At 67.3% G+C, this 16,612-nt stretch carries 19 protein-coding genes and 2 pseudogenes; 17 read left to right on the forward strand and 4 right to left on the reverse strand.

The window, feature by feature from the left end:
- Positions 1–21: 21 nt before the first annotated feature.
- Together AC14A7_RS01650 and AC14A7_RS01655 are read left to right on the forward strand one after the other, a co-directional pair.
- Positions 22–1,026 (forward strand): ATP-binding cassette domain-containing protein, encoded by a 1,005-nt coding sequence (locus AC14A7_RS01650; RefSeq protein WP_484006176.1) that lies wholly within the window; start codon positions 22–24, stop codon positions 1,024–1,026.
- Positions 1,023–1,823, forward strand: coding sequence for an ABC transporter permease (locus AC14A7_RS01655; protein ID WP_484006142.1), 801 nt, complete (start codon positions 1,023–1,025; stop codon positions 1,821–1,823). Before AC14A7_RS01650 ends, AC14A7_RS01655 begins: the two co-directional genes overlap by 4 nt.
- Here AC14A7_RS01655 and AC14A7_RS01660 read toward each other — a convergent pair.
- Positions 1,820–2,440 carry a hypothetical protein gene (locus tag AC14A7_RS01660; RefSeq protein WP_484006143.1) on the reverse strand — a complete coding sequence of 207 codons (621 nt, stop codon included), beginning with the start codon at positions 2,438–2,440 and terminating at the stop codon, positions 1,820–1,822. The genes AC14A7_RS01655 and AC14A7_RS01660 overlap by 4 nt on opposite strands.
- Before the next feature lie 188 nt (positions 2,441–2,628).
- Here AC14A7_RS01660 and AC14A7_RS01665 point away from each other — a divergent pair, with 188 nt between their 5' ends.
- Together AC14A7_RS01665 and metE are read left to right on the forward strand one after the other, a co-directional pair.
- Entirely contained in the window at positions 2,629–3,543 is a 915-nt protein-coding gene (locus AC14A7_RS01665) for a methylenetetrahydrofolate reductase (RefSeq protein WP_484006144.1), read from the forward strand.
- Complete coding sequence (gene metE, locus AC14A7_RS01670; RefSeq protein WP_484006145.1) at positions 3,540–5,840, forward strand: 5-methyltetrahydropteroyltriglutamate--homocysteine S-methyltransferase; 2,301 nt, start codon at positions 3,540–3,542, stop codon at positions 5,838–5,840. The genes AC14A7_RS01665 and metE overlap by 4 nt, the downstream gene beginning before the upstream one ends.
- A 139-nt stretch (positions 5,841–5,979) precedes the next feature.
- Here metE and AC14A7_RS01675 read toward each other — a convergent pair whose 3' ends face one another.
- Positions 5,980–6,474, reverse strand: a complete 495-nt coding sequence (locus tag AC14A7_RS01675) for a CarD family transcriptional regulator (protein WP_484006146.1) — start codon at positions 6,472–6,474, stop codon at positions 5,980–5,982.
- Here AC14A7_RS01675 and AC14A7_RS01680 point away from each other — a divergent pair.
- Positions 6,473–6,871 (forward strand): annotated as a pseudogene (locus AC14A7_RS01680) (DUF4184 family protein); the annotation flags it as partial. The gene AC14A7_RS01675 and the pseudogene AC14A7_RS01680 sit on opposite strands and share 2 nt — an antisense overlap.
- Before the next feature lie 46 nt (positions 6,872–6,917).
- Positions 6,918–7,412 (forward strand): annotated as a pseudogene (locus AC14A7_RS01685) (DUF4184 family protein); the annotation flags it as partial.
- Here the strand turns inward: AC14A7_RS01685 and lexA are convergent.
- Positions 7,364–8,032, reverse strand: coding sequence for a transcriptional repressor LexA (lexA, locus tag AC14A7_RS01690; protein ID WP_484006147.1), 669 nt, complete (start codon positions 8,030–8,032; stop codon positions 7,364–7,366). The pseudogene AC14A7_RS01685 and the gene lexA overlap by 49 nt on opposite strands.
- Positions 8,033–8,276: 244 nt before the next feature.
- Here lexA and AC14A7_RS01695 point away from each other — a divergent pair, with 244 nt between their 5' ends.
- The 7 genes from AC14A7_RS01695 to AC14A7_RS01725 are packed head-to-tail and all read left to right on the forward strand — an operon-like array spanning position 8,277 to position 13,543.
- Complete coding sequence (locus tag AC14A7_RS01695; RefSeq protein WP_484006148.1) at positions 8,277–8,636, forward strand: LysM peptidoglycan-binding domain-containing protein; 360 nt, start codon at positions 8,277–8,279, stop codon at positions 8,634–8,636.
- A gap of 30 nt (positions 8,637–8,666) precedes the next feature.
- Positions 8,667–9,764, forward strand: a complete 1,098-nt coding sequence (locus AC14A7_RS01700; protein ID WP_484006149.1) for a histidinol-phosphate transaminase — start codon at positions 8,667–8,669, stop codon at positions 9,762–9,764.
- Positions 9,761–10,366 carry an imidazoleglycerol-phosphate dehydratase HisB gene (gene hisB, locus AC14A7_RS01705; protein ID WP_484006150.1) on the forward strand — a complete coding sequence of 202 codons (606 nt, stop codon included), beginning with the start codon at positions 9,761–9,763 and terminating at the stop codon, positions 10,364–10,366. The genes AC14A7_RS01700 and hisB overlap by 4 nt, the downstream gene beginning before the upstream one ends.
- Positions 10,367–10,368: 2 nt before the next feature.
- Positions 10,369–11,001, forward strand: coding sequence for an imidazole glycerol phosphate synthase subunit HisH (hisH, locus tag AC14A7_RS01710; protein ID WP_484006151.1), 633 nt, complete (start codon positions 10,369–10,371; stop codon positions 10,999–11,001).
- Between the two features lie 40 nt (positions 11,002–11,041).
- Entirely contained in the window at positions 11,042–11,791 is a 750-nt protein-coding gene (gene priA, locus AC14A7_RS01715) for a bifunctional 1-(5-phosphoribosyl)-5-((5-phosphoribosylamino)methylideneamino)imidazole-4-carboxamide isomerase/phosphoribosylanthranilate isomerase PriA (protein WP_484006152.1), read from the forward strand.
- 51 nt (positions 11,792–11,842) lie between these two features.
- Complete coding sequence (locus tag AC14A7_RS01720; RefSeq protein ID WP_484006153.1) at positions 11,843–12,616, forward strand: SseB family protein; 774 nt, start codon at positions 11,843–11,845, stop codon at positions 12,614–12,616.
- Between the two features lie 9 nt (positions 12,617–12,625).
- Positions 12,626–13,543 (forward strand): extracellular catalytic domain type 1 short-chain-length polyhydroxyalkanoate depolymerase, encoded by a 918-nt coding sequence (locus AC14A7_RS01725; protein WP_484006154.1) that lies wholly within the window; start codon positions 12,626–12,628, stop codon positions 13,541–13,543.
- Positions 13,544–13,548: 5 nt separating this feature from the next.
- Here AC14A7_RS01725 and AC14A7_RS01730 read toward each other — a convergent pair whose 3' ends face one another.
- Entirely contained in the window at positions 13,549–13,902 is a 354-nt protein-coding gene (locus AC14A7_RS01730; protein WP_484006155.1) for a DUF1844 domain-containing protein, read from the reverse strand.
- Positions 13,903–14,222: 320 nt separating this feature from the next.
- Here AC14A7_RS01730 and infC point away from each other — a divergent pair, with 320 nt between their 5' ends.
- Genes infC through AC14A7_RS01750 form a run of 4 tightly spaced genes read left to right on the forward strand, consistent with a single transcriptional unit; the run spans position 14,223 to position 16,559 of the window.
- Positions 14,223–15,119, forward strand: a complete 897-nt coding sequence (gene infC / locus AC14A7_RS01735) for a translation initiation factor IF-3 (RefSeq protein ID WP_484006177.1) — start codon at positions 14,223–14,225, stop codon at positions 15,117–15,119.
- Positions 15,120–15,130: 11 nt separating this feature from the next.
- Positions 15,131–15,325: a 50S ribosomal protein L35 gene (gene rpmI, locus AC14A7_RS01740; RefSeq protein WP_484006156.1), complete on the forward strand. Its 195-nt coding sequence runs from the start codon at positions 15,131–15,133 to the stop codon at positions 15,323–15,325.
- Between the two features lie 29 nt (positions 15,326–15,354).
- Positions 15,355–15,741, forward strand: a complete 387-nt coding sequence (rplT, locus tag AC14A7_RS01745; RefSeq protein WP_484006157.1) for a 50S ribosomal protein L20 — start codon at positions 15,355–15,357, stop codon at positions 15,739–15,741.
- Positions 15,742–15,764: 23 nt separating this feature from the next.
- Positions 15,765–16,559 (forward strand): TrmH family RNA methyltransferase, encoded by a 795-nt coding sequence (locus AC14A7_RS01750; RefSeq protein WP_484006158.1) that lies wholly within the window; start codon positions 15,765–15,767, stop codon positions 16,557–16,559.
- Positions 16,560–16,612: the final 53 nt, after the last annotated feature.

The following is a 16,612-nucleotide window of genomic DNA, read 5'->3' on the forward strand; positions in this document are numbered from 1 at the left end:
CCCTAGCGTTGTCGCGTGAGCATGATCGAAGCCAGGGGACTCAAGAAGACCTACACGCCGCGCAAGGTGGCACCGGTGCACGCCCTCGACGGGCTCGACCTCGATGTGCCGCAGGGCACCGTCAAGGCGCTGCTCGGGCCGAACGGGGCGGGCAAGACGACGACCGTCAAGGTCTTCACGACGCTTATCAGGCCGGATGAGGGCACGGCCGTCATCGACGGAATCGACGTGCTCAAGCATCCCGATCGCATTCGCCCGATGATCGGCGTTTCTGGGCAGTACGCCGCGGTCGACGAGAACCTCACCGGCTTCGAGAACCTCGACATGGTCGGTCGGCTGTACCACCTCGGCGCCGCGGCCTCGAGGGCGCGGGCCACCGAGCTCATCGAGCTGTTCGACCTCGTCGACGCGAAAGACCGCCCGGTCAAGGGATTCTCTGGCGGCATGCGTCGCCGCATCGACCTTGCGGGCGCACTCGTCATTCGCCCTCGGGTGCTCTTTCTCGACGAGCCGACCACGGGCCTCGACCCGCGCAGCCGCCTCGGCATGTGGGACATCATCACGAGCCTCGTCGCCGACGGCACCACGGTACTGCTGACGACGCAGTACCTCGAGGAGGCCGACCAGCTCGCCGACTCCATCGCGGTGATCGACAACGGCACCGTGATCGCCGAGGGCACCTCCGACGAGCTCAAGGCGTCGATCGGCGGGCAGCGCGTCGAGATCAACCTCGTCTCCGCCGACGACACGGCGAGCGCCGTCGAGGTGCTCACGCGGTTCGGCTCCGGTGAGCCATCCGTCTCCAGCGACGGCCGCTCCATCACGGTCGCCTCGACGGATGCCCCGGCGGCCCTGCAGCGCATCCTCGCCGCCTTCGAGTCGAGCGGCACGCGCCTCTTCGACGCGGGCATGCGGCGCCCGACCCTCGACGACGTGTTCCTGCGACTCACCGGCCACACCGCCTCGGAGGATGAGGAGCACGATGCGGCCGACGCCGCGGCTCAGCAGAAGGGAGCGAAGAAGTGACGCTCGCACACTGGTTCAACGACGGTCTCGTCACGACGAAGCGCAACCTGATCAAGATCAAGCGGGTGCCAGACATCCTGGTGTTCACGCTCATCCAGCCGATCATGTTCGTGCTGCTGTTCTCCTACGTGTTCGGCGCGGCGATCTCGATTCCGGGCATCGACTACACGTCTTTCCTCATGGCGGGCATCTTCGCGCAGACCGTGGTGTTCGGCTCCACGTACTCTGGCTCAGCGATGGCGCAAGACCTCAAAGACGGCATCATCGACCGCTTTCGCACCCTGCCCATGAGCGCCTCGGCCGTGCTCATCGGCCGCACCAACGGCGACCTGCTTATCAACACGATCTCGATGCTGGTCATGATGGGCACCGGTCTCATCGTCGGCTGGCGCATAAAGTCGAGCCCCATCGAGGCGCTCTTCGCGGTGCTCCTGCTGCTGCTGTTCGGCTACGCCTTCTCCTGGCTCATGGCCTTCATCGGCATGAGCGTGCGCAGCCCGGAGATCATCAACAACGTCTCTTTTCTTGTGCTGTTTCCGCTCACCTTCATCTCGAACGCCTTCGTGCCGGCCGAGAACCTGCCGACCCCGCTGCGCATCTTCGCGGAGTGGAACCCGGTCACCTCGCTCGTGCAGGCGGCCCGTGAGCTGTTCGGCAACGTTCCACCCGGCACGCCGGTCGGCGACTCGTGGCCAGCGCAGAACCCGATTCTCACCGTGCTCATCGGCATCGCCGTGCTGCTCGTGGTGTTCGTGCCGCTGTCGGTGCGCAAGTACCAGTCGCTCAGCTCGCGCTAGCGGCGCACTGACGTTGGCCGGCCGCGTCGCAGAAGGATGCTGCCGAGAAGGATCCCGACCCACGCGGCGATGGTGAGCACGCCGAGGGCAAGCAGCTCGAGAAGGCCGTTCATCGCGCCAACCACAGTGAGCACGACCCCGATGACGGGTGCTGCCCACGTGCCGTAGCGGTTGAGAAACAGCGGCGGGATGCGGCCAGTGATCATTCCGATGGCATAGAACCAGATGACGCAGGCGCCAAGCCCGGTGATGCCGATGAGCATCCACGGGGCCGAGTCGGAGCCAGCGCTCGCCAGCACAAGGCCGGTGAAGCCGACGGTGAACAGGATTCCCGCGACCGGTGAGAACCACGCGAGGCGGCGACCCGCAGTCATCACCTGCGATCCCGCTATCGCGCTCGCGCCCAGCAGTCCGGAGAACAGGCCGACCATGCCGCCGTACCCGAGCGCCGTGCCCTCGTTGGCGGCGACCGGCCACACCACCCCGAGCAGCCAGAGGCCGAGGCCGAGCCCGACGAGGCTGCCGCCGACCAGCAGCGGCACGTAGCTCGCGGTGCTGCGGTCGCTGGGTGCCGTGGCGGGGATTCGGGCGTTCGTGCGTCGGGGCTTGTTGCTCACCAGCTCGAGACTACGTCGATCGGCGGAACCACTCGACCGCCGGGGTTGACCACCCGTGCCCGTAACACGCCGTCACGCCGCGTCACGCGCGCTCTAGGCTTGGAGGGTTGCGCAGAACAGGCAACACGAGCGACAGCAGAGCCCTGCACCCGCCCATCTGATTCCGCACACGCGCGAAAGGAGGGGTAGTGCCCACGTTCTCATTCGAGCTCTACCCGCCGCGCACGCCTGCGGCCGAGCTCGCGTTGCTCGACTCCCTCGACCATCTTGTGGCGGCCGGCCCCGAGTTCATCTCCGTCACCTACGGCGCGAGCGGCTCGACCCGCGGCGCCTCGCTCGACGTTCTCGACAAGGTGCTCGCGCGCACGAGCGCGATGGCGCACCTCACCTGTGTCGGATCGTCGTATGACGAGGCCGGCCGCCTCATCCGCGAGTTTCTCGATGCGGGTGTCACCAGCTTCCTCGCCCTCCGCGGCGACCCCCCTGCCGATGCGCACGAGGGAGAGCAGTTTCTCGGCGACCTCGGCAGCGCGGGGGAGCTCGTTCAGCTCATCCACCGCATCCAGGCCGAGCGGGCGCACTTCACCGAGGTGAGCATTCCCGGTGCGCACGGCGCGAAGAGGATCGCCAAGGGCAAGAAGGTGACCATCGCCGTCGCCGCCTTCCCCAACGGGCACCCGCGCTCGCGCTCCGTCGAGCAGGATCTCGACACCCTGCTCGCGAAGGAGGCCGCTGGCGCCAACCTCGCGATCACGCAGCTGTTCTTCCACGCGGAGGACTACCTTCGCTTCGTCGACCAGGCGCGCGCAGCGGGAGTGACCATGCGCATCCTGCCCGGAATCATGCCGGTGCTGAGCCCCGCACGACTGCATCGCATCGTCGACCTCACCGACGAGATGCTGCCGCTTCCCCTCCTGCGCAGGCTCGAGGCGGAAGCTACCCCAGAAGGCCAGGCGGCCGTTGGCATTGCCCACGCGATCGACCTCGTGAACGCCGTCGTGACGAAACCCGATGACGGCGTTCACCTCTACACGTTCAACCAGCACGAACCCGTGCTCGCGGTGCTCCGCGGCGCAGGGCTACTCGAAAAGGAACCAGCATGACCAACGCATTCCCCACCGGAACCATCCTCGGCTACCCCCGTATCGGCCGACGCCGCGAGCTCAAGAAGGCCGTCGAGGCCTTCTGGGCCGGCACGATCAGCGCTCAGCAGCTCGAGGATGCCGCACGCGACCTTCGCGCAGCCACCCGCGAGCGTCTCGTGAGCCTCGGCCTCGGCCGCATCGACTCGAGCATTCCAGAGGCATTCTCCTTCTACGACCAGGTGCTGGATGCCGCGGTCACCGTCGGCGCCATCCCCTCCCGTTTCCAACGCCTCGTCGGCGACGACGGCACGGTGGATCTCGCTGGCTACTTCACCATCGCGCGCGGCGAGGGCGCCGACGTGCCGGCAGAGATGACCAAGTGGTTCGACTCGAACTACCACTACCTCGTGCCAGAGATCGGGCCAGACACCGACTTCCACCTCGCCTCCGACCGCCTCATCCGCGAGGTCGCGGAGGCCACGGCGAGCGGCTACCGCACGCGCCCCGTCATCGTCGGCCCTGTCACGTTCCTGCTGCTGTCGAAGGCCGCAGAGGGATCACCGGAGGGCTTCACGCCGCTCGACCGCCTCGACGACCTGCTGCCCGTCTACGCAGAACTGCTCGCGGCCCTCACCGCCGTCGGCGCCGAGTGGGTGCAGCTCGACGAGCCAGCCCTCGTCTCCGAGTCGATCGAGGTCGGCCGCAAGGTCGTGCTCGCCGCCACCAAGCACGCCTACGAGCTGCTCGGCTCTGTGCCGGCCCGCCCGCAGATCTTCGTCGCCGCACCGTACGGCTCGCTCGACGACGCCCTGCCCGTGCTGCTCGAGTCGCCCGTCGAGGCGATCGGCCTCGACCTGGTTCGCGGGTCCCTCGAGGGCACGATCGTGACCGACAAGACCATCGTCGGCGGCGTCATCGACGGCCACAACATCTGGCGCGGTGACCTGGGCGCCGCCTTCGAGAAGCTCGTCGCGGCTGGGGCGACGGCAGTCTCATCCAGCACATCGCTGTTCCACACCCCGCACGACGTCGACGACGAGCCGCTGCTCGACGACCGCCTCAAGAGCTGGCTCGCCTTCGCCGACCAGAAGGTCGCGCAGATCGCCACGCTCGCGAAGGGACTCACCGAGGGCAAGGCGGCGATCCAGAGCGAACTGGATGCCGCATCCAGCGCCCTTCAAGACCGTCACGACGCCCCCGGCGTGCGCGATGGCGCCGTGCGAGCCCGCGCGGCGGCACTGACCGCAGAGGCCTTCAGCCGCGGCTCGTACGAGGAGCGCCTGGACGCCCAGACCGCCGCGTTGAACCTGCCGTTCCTGCCGACGACGACCATCGGGTCGTTTCCCCAGACCGGTGAGATCCGCAAGTACCGCGCGCAGTACACCAAGGGCGAGCTGAGCGAGCGCGAGTACGAGGAGTACCTCAAGGCCGAGATCAAGCGGGTCGTCGACCTGCAGGAGGAGATCGGCATCGACGTCATCGTGCACGGCGAGCCAGAGCGCAACGACATGGTGCAGTACTTCGCAGAGCACCTCGACGGCTTCGCGGTCACGCAGAACGGCTGGGTGCAGTCCTACGGCTCCCGCTGTACTCGCCCCTCCCTGCTCTGGGGCGACGTTGCCCGCGAGGCGCCGATCACCGTCGAGTGGTCACGCTACACGCAGTCGCTCACGCAGAAGCCGGTCAAGGGCATGCTCACCGGGCCCGTGACGATCCTCGCGTGGAGCTTCGTGCGCGACGATCAGCCGCTCGCCGACACGGCCAACCAGGTCGCCCTCGCGCTGCGCGACGAGATCTCTGATTTGGAGCAAGCCGGCATCGGCATCATCCAGGTCGACGAGCCAGCACTGCGCGAGCTGCTGCCGCTGAAGAAGAAGGACCAGCCCGCCTACCTCGACTGGTCGGTCGGCTCCTTCCGCCTCGCCACCGCCGGCGTGGCTCCCGCCACGCAGATCCACACCCACCTCTGCTACTCGGAGTTCGGTGTCGTCATCGACGCGATCGACCGACTGGATGCCGACGTCACCTCGATCGAGGCGGCGCGCAGCAAGATGGAGGTCGTGCCTGACATCGCAACCAGCGGATTCGGGCGTGGCATCGGCCCCGGGGTCTACGACATCCACTCGCCGCGTGTGCCGTCGGTGTCGGAGGTCGAGTCGCTGCTGTCGACGGCTCTCGCGTCGATTCCGTCGCGCCAGGTCTGGGTCAACCCGGACTGCGGACTCAAGACCCGTGGCTATGCCGAGACGGTCGAGTCGCTGCGCAACGTGGTCGCGGCCACGCAGGCAGTGCGCGCCCGCGTTTCTGCGTCGTAGCTCCAGCTGCGGCCTCGGGGCCCCCGTTGTAGCACCTCGCTTGAGGTCACAACTGGGTCCCCGAGGCGGCCGAGCTTCACGTGCCCGGTCTCGGGCATGAAAAAAGCCCCGCCGAAGCGGGGCTCTTTTCGTTTAGGACCTAGGCGGCCTTGGTGCCCTGAAGCACCTCATCCAGGATGATGGAGGCGTCTTCGTCAGACACCTTCTGCGCGAGCGCGAGCTCGGAGATGAGCACCTGGCGGGCCTTGAGCAGCATGCGCTTCTCGCCGGCGGACACGCCGTGGTCCTGCTCGCGACGCCACAGGTCGCGCACGACCTCGCCGACGCGGTAGACGCTACCCGAGGCCATCTTCTCCTGGTTGGCCTTGTAACGGCGCGACCAGTTGCCCGGCTCCTCGACGAACTCGCTGCGCAGCACCTCGAAGACGGCCTCGACGCCGGCAGCGTCGATGACGTCGCGCACACCGACGAGTTCTGCGGAGTCGATCGGCACCTTGATGGTGAGCTCTGACGTGTGCACGTCGAGGGTCATGTAGGTCTTCTCTTCGCCCTTGACCATGACCTTGTCGAGCTTGGTGATCGTGACGGCACCGTGGTGCGGGTAGACAAGGGTTTCTCCGATGGTGAACTGCATGTGGGCATCCCTGTCTGTTGAATTGGCGTGTTGCCGTGATACGGCCGCGCGAGAAGCAGACACCAAGTTTACCAGCTATAGTGCGCCACCGCTGACGGGGTCATTCTCGAGACGGACGCGGGATGCTGCCGCAAGCAACAAGACTGGCTGGGTGCCATTCACGCCAAGCCACGCCGTCGCAATCCTCCCGTTCGCCCGCACCCCGCTGCCCGCCGCCGCCCTCGTGATCGGGTCGATGGCGCCGGACCTCCAGTACTTCGTGCCCCTCGGGCTCACTCGCTCGGCGAGCCACTCCTTCCCTGGCATCGTCCTGATCGACCTGCCGGTCGGCATAGCAGCGCTCCTGCTCTGGTTCTGGCTGCTGCGGGCACCCGTGCTCGACTACTCGCCGGCATGGCTGCGAGAAAGGATGCGGCCCGTGCCGCCCGTGCCGCAACCGCGTCGCTCATGCAGCGCTGACTCTGGTCGCCCTCGAGATTGGCGTTCTCACGCACCTGCTGCTCGACCTTCCGACCCACGTCGGCTGGCTCTCCGAGCAGTGGGAGTGGATGCAGGGCGACGTTGGCCAGTTCACCGTTCTGCGGGCGCTGCACTTCGGCTTCTCGGTTGTCGGCGCAGGGATCATCGCGTGGTGGACGTGGCGCTGGGCACTGCGCACGCCGCGGATTGCGGTTGCAGGCCGGCTGACGCAGGGGCAGCGAGTATTCGGGTGGGTGCTCACCGCATCCACGCTGTTCGTCGTCATGGCCGCGCTCTGGGCGGTCGCTGTCGTGCGCGGAGGCAACCCTCTCGGTGGCAGCGTGTGGTTCTTCGCTTTCTGTGCTGCGGCCGGCTGCGTGATTGCTGTTGTCGTCGTGCTCGCGCTCGTGTGGCGCTTCGCGCTACGTGACTACAGCGACCGCAGCACCGCCACGACCTTGCCGAGCACCTCGGCGTAGTCACCGAGGATCGGCTCGAAGGCAGAGTTCTGCGGCAGCAGCCAGGTGTGGCCGTCGCGCTGGCGGAAGACCTTGACGGTCGCCTCGTTGTCGAGCATGGCGGCCACGATCTCGCCATTCTCCGCCGTCTTCTGCTGGCGTACGACGACCCAGTCGCCGTCCATGATGGCGGCGTCGATCATCGACTCGCCGACGACCTTGAGCATGAACAGCTCGCCCTTGCCGACGAGCTGGCGGGGGAGCGGGAAGACCTCGTCGACCTGCTGGTCTGCCGTGATCGGGATACCGGCGGCGATGCGGCCGACGAGCGGCACCATTGCAGCGTCGCCGACGGACGGCGCGCTCGACTCGGCCGGAGCGTCGTCATCGATCGACGGCATCTCGATGAGTACCTCGAGGGCGCGCGGCCGGTTGGGGTCGCGGCGAAGGTAGCCGCTGAGCTCGAGCTGGTTGAGCTGGTGGGTGACGCTCGACAGCGAGGAGAGCCCGACGGCGTCGCCGATCTCGCGCATGCTCGGCGGGTAGCCCCGCGCCGTCACCGACTTCTGGATGACGTCGAGGATGGCGAGCTGCTTGTCGCTCAGGCTCGTGCGCCGGCGTGTGCGTTCTTCATCGGCCACGATCGGCTCCTTCAACGTTCGAATGTCAGTGGTCGCTGGTTGGGTGAGAACCAGACATTCGAAAGAGTATCCGCTGGCAGGCGCAAAACCAAAGACATATTCGAGTGTTGTGCAAAGAAATGTTCGAACAGTTTCGAATATCGACTTGAAAAAGACGTCAATCGAATATATGTTCGGAACAAAGCTTCGTATCCGGCACTCCCGGCCGAGTGCCGGATACGAAACCCCCGTAGAGGAGAAGGCAATGACTGCAGTAGGCATGGATTTCGGGTTCGCGGCTCCCAAGTCCCACCTGCGCCTGACGCCGCGCGGTCGCGCGGTGTTCACCTCGCTCGCCGCGCTCCCGCTGGTGGTCGCTGCGGCGCTCTTCGCCCTCAACGGCGGCGGCGCGGTTGCCACGCAGCAGGTGGCGCAGCCGGGGGTTGAGTACGAGTACGTGACGGTCGAGGCGGGGGAGTCCCTATGGGCTCTTGCCACCGACATCGCCCCGACGGCCGATCCGCGTGATGTGATCAGCGACATCCTCGCCTTCAACGGCATGTCGTCGTCGCAGATCGAGCCGGGCCAGCAGCTCGCGATCCCGACCAAGTACGCACAGCAGTAACAGCGCCCCGCGCCGAATACGCTGGAGCGCGTGACTTCTCTCGACGACCTCCCCATTCGCGACGACCTGCGCGGCAAGCACCCCTACGGCGCCCCGCAGAAGGCGGTTCGCGTCGCCCTCAATGTCAACGAGAACACGCACCCGATTCCCGAGGATGTCGCCCGCGACATGGTCGAATCCCTCGCCGCCGCGATCCTCACCGTCAACCGCTACCCCGACCGGGAGTTCACCGAGCTCCGCGAAGGGCTCGCGAGCTACCTCGGGCACGGCCTGACGCGCGACAACCTGTGGGCGGCGAACGGCTCCAACGAGGTTCTGCAGCAGATCCTGCAGGCGTTCGGCGGCCCGGGGCGCAGCGTGCTGATCTTTCCGCCGACCTACTCGATGTACCCGATCCTCGCCGACGGCACCGGCACCCGCGTCATCACGGCAGAGCGCGAGGCAGAGTTCGGCATCAGCCCGCAGCTCGTCACGGAGGCCATCGAGCGGGAGAAGCCCGACATCGTCATCCTGTGCTCGCCGAACAACCCCACCGGCACGCCGCTGCCGATCGAGACGATCGAGGCGGCGTACGAGGCCATGGAGACAGGCATCCTCGTCGTCGACGAGGCGTACGCGGAGTTCACCCCCGACCACATCCCGAGTGCGGTGAGCCTGCTGCCCGGCCGTGAGCGACTGCTGGTGAGCCGCACCATGAGCAAGGCCTTCGCCTTGGCGGGTGCCCGCCTCGGCTACCTTGCCGCCGACCCCGCGGTCACCGACGCCCTTCGGCTCGTGCGCCTGCCGTACCACCTCTCTGCGCTCACCCAGGCGGCCGCGAGTGCGGCACTGCGCCACGCGCCGGCGATGCTGGCGATGGTCGACGACATCCGCGCCCAGAGGGACCGCATCATTAGGGAGCTGCCGGCGCTCGGCTACCAGCCGCACGCCAGCCACACCAACTTCGTGCTGTTCGGGGGAGTGCGCGACCCCAATGCGACCTTCGAGGCGCTGCTCGAGCGCGACGTGCTCATCCGCGACGTCGGCATCCCGAACCACCTTCGGGTGACCGCTGGCACGAAGGCGGAGACGACGTTCTTCCTCAGCGCCCTCGAGAGCGTTGGCGCCCTCGGTAGCATTGACCTATGACCACCCAGCGCACGGCGCACATTCAGCGTGAGACGAGCGAGTCGAGCATCGACCTGCGTCTCAACCTCGATGGCACCGGCACCTCGTCGATCACCACGACCGTGCCGTTCTACGACCACCTGCTGACGGCGTTCGCGAAGCACTCGCTCATCGACCTCGAGGTCACAGCCAAGGGCGACATCGAGATCGACGTGCACCACACGGTCGAAGACATCGGCATCGCGCTGGGCACGGCCATCAAGCAGGCGCTCGGCGACAAGAGCGGTATCTCGCGCTTCGGCGACGCCCTCGTGCCGCTTGACGAGGCGCTCGTGCAGGCGGTCGTCGACATCTCTGGTCGCCCGTTCCTCGTGCACACCGGCGAGCCGGCCGGGTTCGAGTTCCACCTCATCGGCGGCCACTTCACCGGCTCGATGGTTCGCCACGTCTTCGAGGCGATCGCATTCAACGCCGGCCTCACCGTGCACGTCACCGTGCTCGGAGGCCGCGATCCGCACCACATCGCCGAGGCGGAGTTCAAGGCGTTCGCCCGCGCGTTCCGCTTTGCCGTCGCGCGCGACGAGAAGGTCAGCGGTATCCCGTCGACGAAGGGCGCGCTGTAGTCGTGAGCGCTCCATCCGTCGTCGTTCTCGACTACGGCTCCGGCAATGTGCACTCGGCGGCCAAGGCCCTCGAGGCGGCCGGTGCACGGGTAGAGCTGACCGCCGACCGCGACCGCGTTGCCGCGGCCGACGGACTGCTCGTGCCCGGCGTCGGAGCCTTCAGCGCCGTCATCGCGGCACTCAACGCCGTGCGCGGTGGAGCCATGATCGAGAAGCGCCTCATCGCCGACAAGCCGGTGCTCGGAATCTGCGTCGGCATGCAGGTGCTGTTCGAGCACGGCCTCGAGCGCGGCAACGAGACCGACGGCCTTGGTGAGTGGCCGGGCACCGTGACAGAGCTCGTCGCGCCCGTGCTGCCGCACATGGGCTGGAACACCGTGGATGCCGGCGAGGGCTCCCGCTTGTTTGCCGGCATCGAAGACGAGCGCTTCTACTTCGTGCACTCCTACGGCGCACAGGAGTGGACGCTCGACCCGCAACCGCCGTTCACCGCGCCGACCCTCACGTGGGCAGAGCACGGCTCTCGCTTCATCGCGGCAATCGAGAACGGCCCCCTCTCGGCAACCCAGTTCCACCCAGAGAAGTCGGGCGAGCCCGGCATCCGGCTGCTCAAGAACTGGCTGGGAACGCTGTAGGGTTGCCCCCGGCCTTTTTTGCACCCCACGAGAGCAGACAATGAGCGAGTTCAACACCACCCCGAAGCTTGTCCTCCTTCCCGCGGTCGATGTCGCCGACGGCAAGGCGGTGCGCCTCACCCAGGGCGCCGCCGGCACAGAGACGAGCTACGGCAGCCCGCAGGATGCCGCGCAGGAGTGGATCGACGAGGGTGCAGAGTGGATCCACCTCGTCGACCTCGACGCTGCCTTCGGCCGTGGCAACAACCGCCACGTCATCGAGAAGGTCGTCAAGAACACCCCGCGTGACGTCAACATCGAGCTGTCGGGCGGCATCCGCGACGACGCATCGCTCGAGGCAGCTCTCTCGACGGGTGCCAAGCGCATCAACCTCGGCACCGCAGCGCTCGAGAACCCAGAGTGGGCCGCCCACGTCATCGCAGAGTACGGAGAGGCGATCGCCGTCGGACTCGACGTGCGCGGAACCACCCTCGCCGCTCGCGGGTGGACTGAGGATGGCGGCGACCTCTGGGAGGTGCTCGACCGCCTCGAGCGGGCCGGCTGCAGCCGCTACGTCGTCACCGACGTCGCGAAGGACGGCATGCTCGCCGGGCCAAACCTCGAGCTGCTCACGAAGGTCGCGGAGCGCACCGACCGCCCGGTCATCGCCTCCGGCGGAATCTCGAACCTCGACGACATCGCGGCCCTGCGCGCGCTCGTTCCCCTCGGCATCGAGGGCGCGATCGTCGGCAAGGCGCTCTACACCAAGGCATTCACCTTGGCCGAGGCGCTGGATGTCGCGGGCGACTAGCGAAGAGCCAATCGCAGCGTCGTGGCGAAGCCGCGACGAGAGGGTGAACAGGTGAACTACGCAGACGCAAGCACCGGCGCCGACTCCGCCGGCCAGCCGTGGGCTGGCCGCACCTTCGAGCACACCAGCGCGAGTGACGACGACGGCTCTGCCCCTCCCGTGCTCATCGAGGTGCTGCGGCGGTTTCGTGCGCGAGAGGTCGGCGAGGCGGAGGTCGTGGCGGCCTTTCGCGAGTGCCGTGTGCTGATCCCGCTCATCGCCCATCTCGGCGAGACGGGGGTCAACGACCACGGCCACACGGTCGACAAGACGCAGGAGCTCGCCATCGTCACGGTCGAGGGGCCCGACGGGCGCACAGCGCTTCCCGTGTTCACGAGCGTCGACGCGATGCGGGCCTGGAACCCGGCGGCGCGCCCCGTGCCGACGGATGCCCCGCGCGTCGCGTTGGCGGCGGCCAGCGAGCAGACCGACGTCGTCATCCTCGACCCGACCTCGGCGACGGAGTTCGCCATCCGCCGCCCCGCCCTCTGGGCGATCGCCCAGCAGCAGGGGTGGACGCCGAGCCACCTCGACCCGGTGGTGCTCGACGCCTTCGTCGGCGCGGCAGCGGGGGAGGCGGCGGTCGCTGCGGTTCAGCTCGAGCCCGGTGACCCCGATGCGCGACTGGCGGGCCCGGAGCTCGTGCTGCGACTCGAGCTTGCACCGGGGCTCGACCAGGCAGGGCTCGACGCCCTGCTCGGCCGCCTCCAGCAGCGCTGGACGGCCTCGGAGGTCATCGCAGAGCGCGTGGACTCGATGCGCGTGCAGCTCGCGACTCCTGCCTAGGATTACTCCATGAATCTGCGCGTGGGGGCCGGGGCGCTCGTCGCGCTCGGGGTTCTCACTGCACTCGCCGGGTGCACTCCTGCGCCTGCCGAGGTGCAGATCTCGCCGGCGGGGGAGGTGCAGCTCAACCTCATCGAGGTGAACGGGGCGGCGCGCTCGTACATCCTCCACGTGCCAGAGGGCGCCCGGCCCGACAAGCCGCTGCCCGTGCTCGTCATGCTCCACGGGGCCGGTGGCGACGCCGAGCGCGCCCGACTCGCGAGCGGGTTCGACGACTACTCCGACGCCGACGACTTCATCGTCGTCTACCCGAACGGCACCCAGGCCGCCGACATCCCCGGCGAGTTCTCGTGGAACGCGGGCGCATGCTGCGGTGCTCCCCAGCGTGCGGGGGTTGACGACGTCGGCTTCATCGCCGCGGTGCTCGACGAGGTCGCAGCGCAGCATCCCGTCGACGCCAGCCGTGTCTACCTCACCGGCTTCTCGAACGGCGGCATGCTGAGCTATCGCCTCTCCTGCGAGCTGGGGGAGCGCTTCGCGGGCATCGCCGTTGTGGGCGGAGCGCTCAACATCTCGCTGTGCGAGGCGCCCTCTCCCATGAACGTGCTCATCATCCACGGCATGGCCGACCAGACCGTGCCGTACGACGGCGGCGAGTCGAACGAGAGAACGGCAGCGCGGTTCGGACAGTGGAAGAACGTCTCCGTCGCCGACTCCGCGGCCTTCTGGCGTGATCGCGACGACTGCGATGCCGAGCCAGTGACGACGATCGAGGGTCCGATAGCGACGGACCTCTACGAGGGATGCGTGAACGACAGGATGCTGGAGGTCGTCTCCATCACCGACGGCCCCCACGCGTGGCCGCGCCTCGACACCCAGGGCTACGACGCGTCAGCCGGCATCGTCGGCTTCTTCCAGCTCAGCTAGCGGAGCTAGTTGACCGGGCCCGTCCACTTCTCGCCGGGGCCGCTGCCCGGGGCATCGGGAATGCTCGACGCCTCGCGGAACGCCAGCTGCACCGTGCGAAGGCCGTCGCGAAGGGCGAGGGCGTGGTGGTCGCCGAGGTCGGGGGCGGAGGCGGTGACGAGTCCGGCGAGGGCGTTGATGAGCTTGCGCGCCTCGTCGAGGTCAACCTCTGGCTCGTCCTCCTCGCCAAGGCCGAGCTTGACGGCGGTGGCACTGAGCAGGTGGATCGCGACGGTGTTGATGACCTCGATTGCGGGCACCTCGCCGATATCGCGGATCTCCGGGTCGACACTGAGGTCGTGGCTGTAGGCGTCGCTCATGGTTTCCTTCGCTGATTCGCGCAGTGTCTGCTATTCTGATGCAGGCTCCGGGGCTTGCCCCGGTACGAAAGTGGAGATTCTCCCACCTGATGACCGCTTGCAGTTGCTGCAAGAACAAGGTTATCGGGTAAGTACACCCCGCCTGTTCGCGCGAGAGATCGTGCGTGAAGGTAGACATATCGGGTGCATTGAATTCTTTCCTTTCGTCGCTGCGCGGCATCCGTCTCGCAGTGTCGCTCACGCGGCTCGTGCCGCTGGCGTGGCTACAGCACCAATGACGAAAGAAGACTCGCATCAGCGATCCCCGTACCAATGACCGAATCCGCGTCCCGGAGGTCCGTCTTGTTGGCCCCAACGGCGAGCAGGTCGGTGTCGTCCGTATCGAAGACGCCCTGCGCCTCGCGCAGGAGGCAGACCTGGATCTGGTAGAGGTAGCTCCCAATTCCAAGCCGCCGGTCGCCAAGATCATGGACTACGGCAAGTTCAAGTACGAAGAGGCCCAGAAGGCCAAAGAGGCCCGTCGCAACCAGGCCAACACGATTCTCAAGGAGGTGCGTTTCCGTTTGAAGATCGACAAGCACGACTACGAGACGAAGCGCAAGCACGCCGAGGGATTCCTGGCGGCAGGCGACAAGGTCAAGGCCATGATCCTGTTCCGCGGCCGTGAGCAGTCGCGCCCTGAGCAGGGTGTTCGCCTTCTCCAGCGCTTCGCCGAGGATGTCGCGGAGTTCGGCTCTGTCGAGTCGACTCCCACGATCGACGGTCGCAACATGGTCATGGTGATCGGACCGCACAAGAGCAAGGCAACGGCCAAGGCCGAGGCCGACGCCCGTCGTGCGGCGAGCAAGCCGGCCCGCGAGCCGCTCGCGCCCGCCGAATCCTCTGCCCCTGCTGCCGCCCCCAAGGCCGCGGCAGAGAAGAAGCCGGTTGTCGCGCCTGTCGAAGCGAAGGCTGCTCCGGTCGTCGCGCCCGTCGAGGCGAAGGCCGCCCCGGTCGTCGAGACCGTCGCACCCGTCGAGACGCCAGTCGAGAAGCCTGCTGCAGCACCTAAGGCTGCAGCGCCAAAGGCTGCCGCGCCGAAGGCGACCCCGGCCAAGCCAGCCACCCCGGCCGCTCCTGCGGCCCCCACGCCCTCCGCTGCCGCAGCTCCCAAGCCAGCGGCTGCAAAGCCGGCTCCGAAGAAGCCTGCTGCGCCAGCGGCCGAGTCCACCAAGTAAGGAAAAGCACAATGCCCAAGATGAAGACCCATTCCGGCGCCAAGAAGCGCTTCAAGGTCACCGGTAGCGGAAAGATCAAGAAGCAGCAGGCCGGCATGCGCCACAACCTCGAGGTCAAGTCGGGCAAGCGCAAGCGCGCCCTCAACGCCGACCAGGTGCTGGCACCGGCCGATGCCAAGGGCATCAAGAAGCTTCTCGGCCTGTAGCGCCGACGGAATCGTAAAGGAACAGACAAATGGCAAGAGTTAAAAGGGCGGTAAACGCTCACAAGAAGCGTCGCGTCATCCTCGAGCGCGCCAAGGGCTACCGCGGCCAGCGTTCGCGCCTCTACCGCAAGGCCAAGGAGCAGGTCACCCACTCCCTCGTCTACGCGTACCGTGACCGCCGCGCGCGCAAGGGCGACTTCCGTCGCCTGTGGATCCAGCGCATCAACGCTGCGTCGCGCGCCAACGGACTCACGTACAACCGCTTCATCCAGGGCCTCGGTCTTGCCGGTGTCGAGGTCGACCGTCGCATCCTCGCCGACCTCGCTGTCACCGAGCCTGCCACGTTCGCGGCGCTCGTTGCCACGGCGAAGGCCGCGCTTCCGGCCAACACCAGCGCGCCGAAGGCTGTTGCGTAACCTTTAGTACCTACACTGTCGGCATGATCGACAACCCGCGCTCTCCACGAGTACGCGGCGTGGCAAAACTTGCCAAGAGAGACGCCCGGTCACAGACCGGGCGTTTTCTCTTGGAGGGCCCACAGGCCGTAAGCGAAGCACTCGCCTACCGCCCTGAGCTCATCGAGGAACTCTTCGTCACGCCAACCGCCCTCGACCGCTACCAAGACATCGGCCGTGCCGCGCGGGAGGCAGGCCTTGAGATCGAGTTCGTCTCAGAGCAGGTGCTCGAGGCCATGGCCGACACCGTGACGCCGCAGGGCGTGCTCGCGGTGGCGCGGCAGTTCCCCACGTCGCTGAAGGACATCCTCGGTGGCGAGCCGCGATTGATCGCCATTCTCGAAGAGGTGCGTGACCCCGGCAACGCGGGCACCATCATCCGGGCAGCAGACTCCGCCGGGGCTGACGCCGTCATCCTCACCGGCCGCAGTGTCGACCTGTACAACCCCAAGGTCGTTCGGGCGACAACCGGCTCGCTCTTTCACGTGCCGGTCGCGATCATGCCAGACCTGGATGCCGTGCTGGAGCGCGTCAAGGCCGCAGGAATCCAGGTGCTCGCCGCCGACATCAAGGGGGAGGATCTGCTCAGCGCACGGCCGAGCCTCTCCGCGCCGACAGCCTGGCTGTTCGGCAACGAGGCGCGTGGCCTCAGCGACGAGCAGCTCGCGCTGGCCGACCGCGCGATCACCGTTCCCATCTACGGCAAGGCGGAGTCGATGAACCTCGCGACGGCCGCATCGGTGTGCCTCTACGAGAGCGCATTCGCCCAGCGCTCCTGACTATTCTTCTCCCGTCGCGGCTCCAGCGACGGGCTCATTCCCCGCTCTACAAC

Source organism: Conyzicola sp., assembly GCF_057073975.1.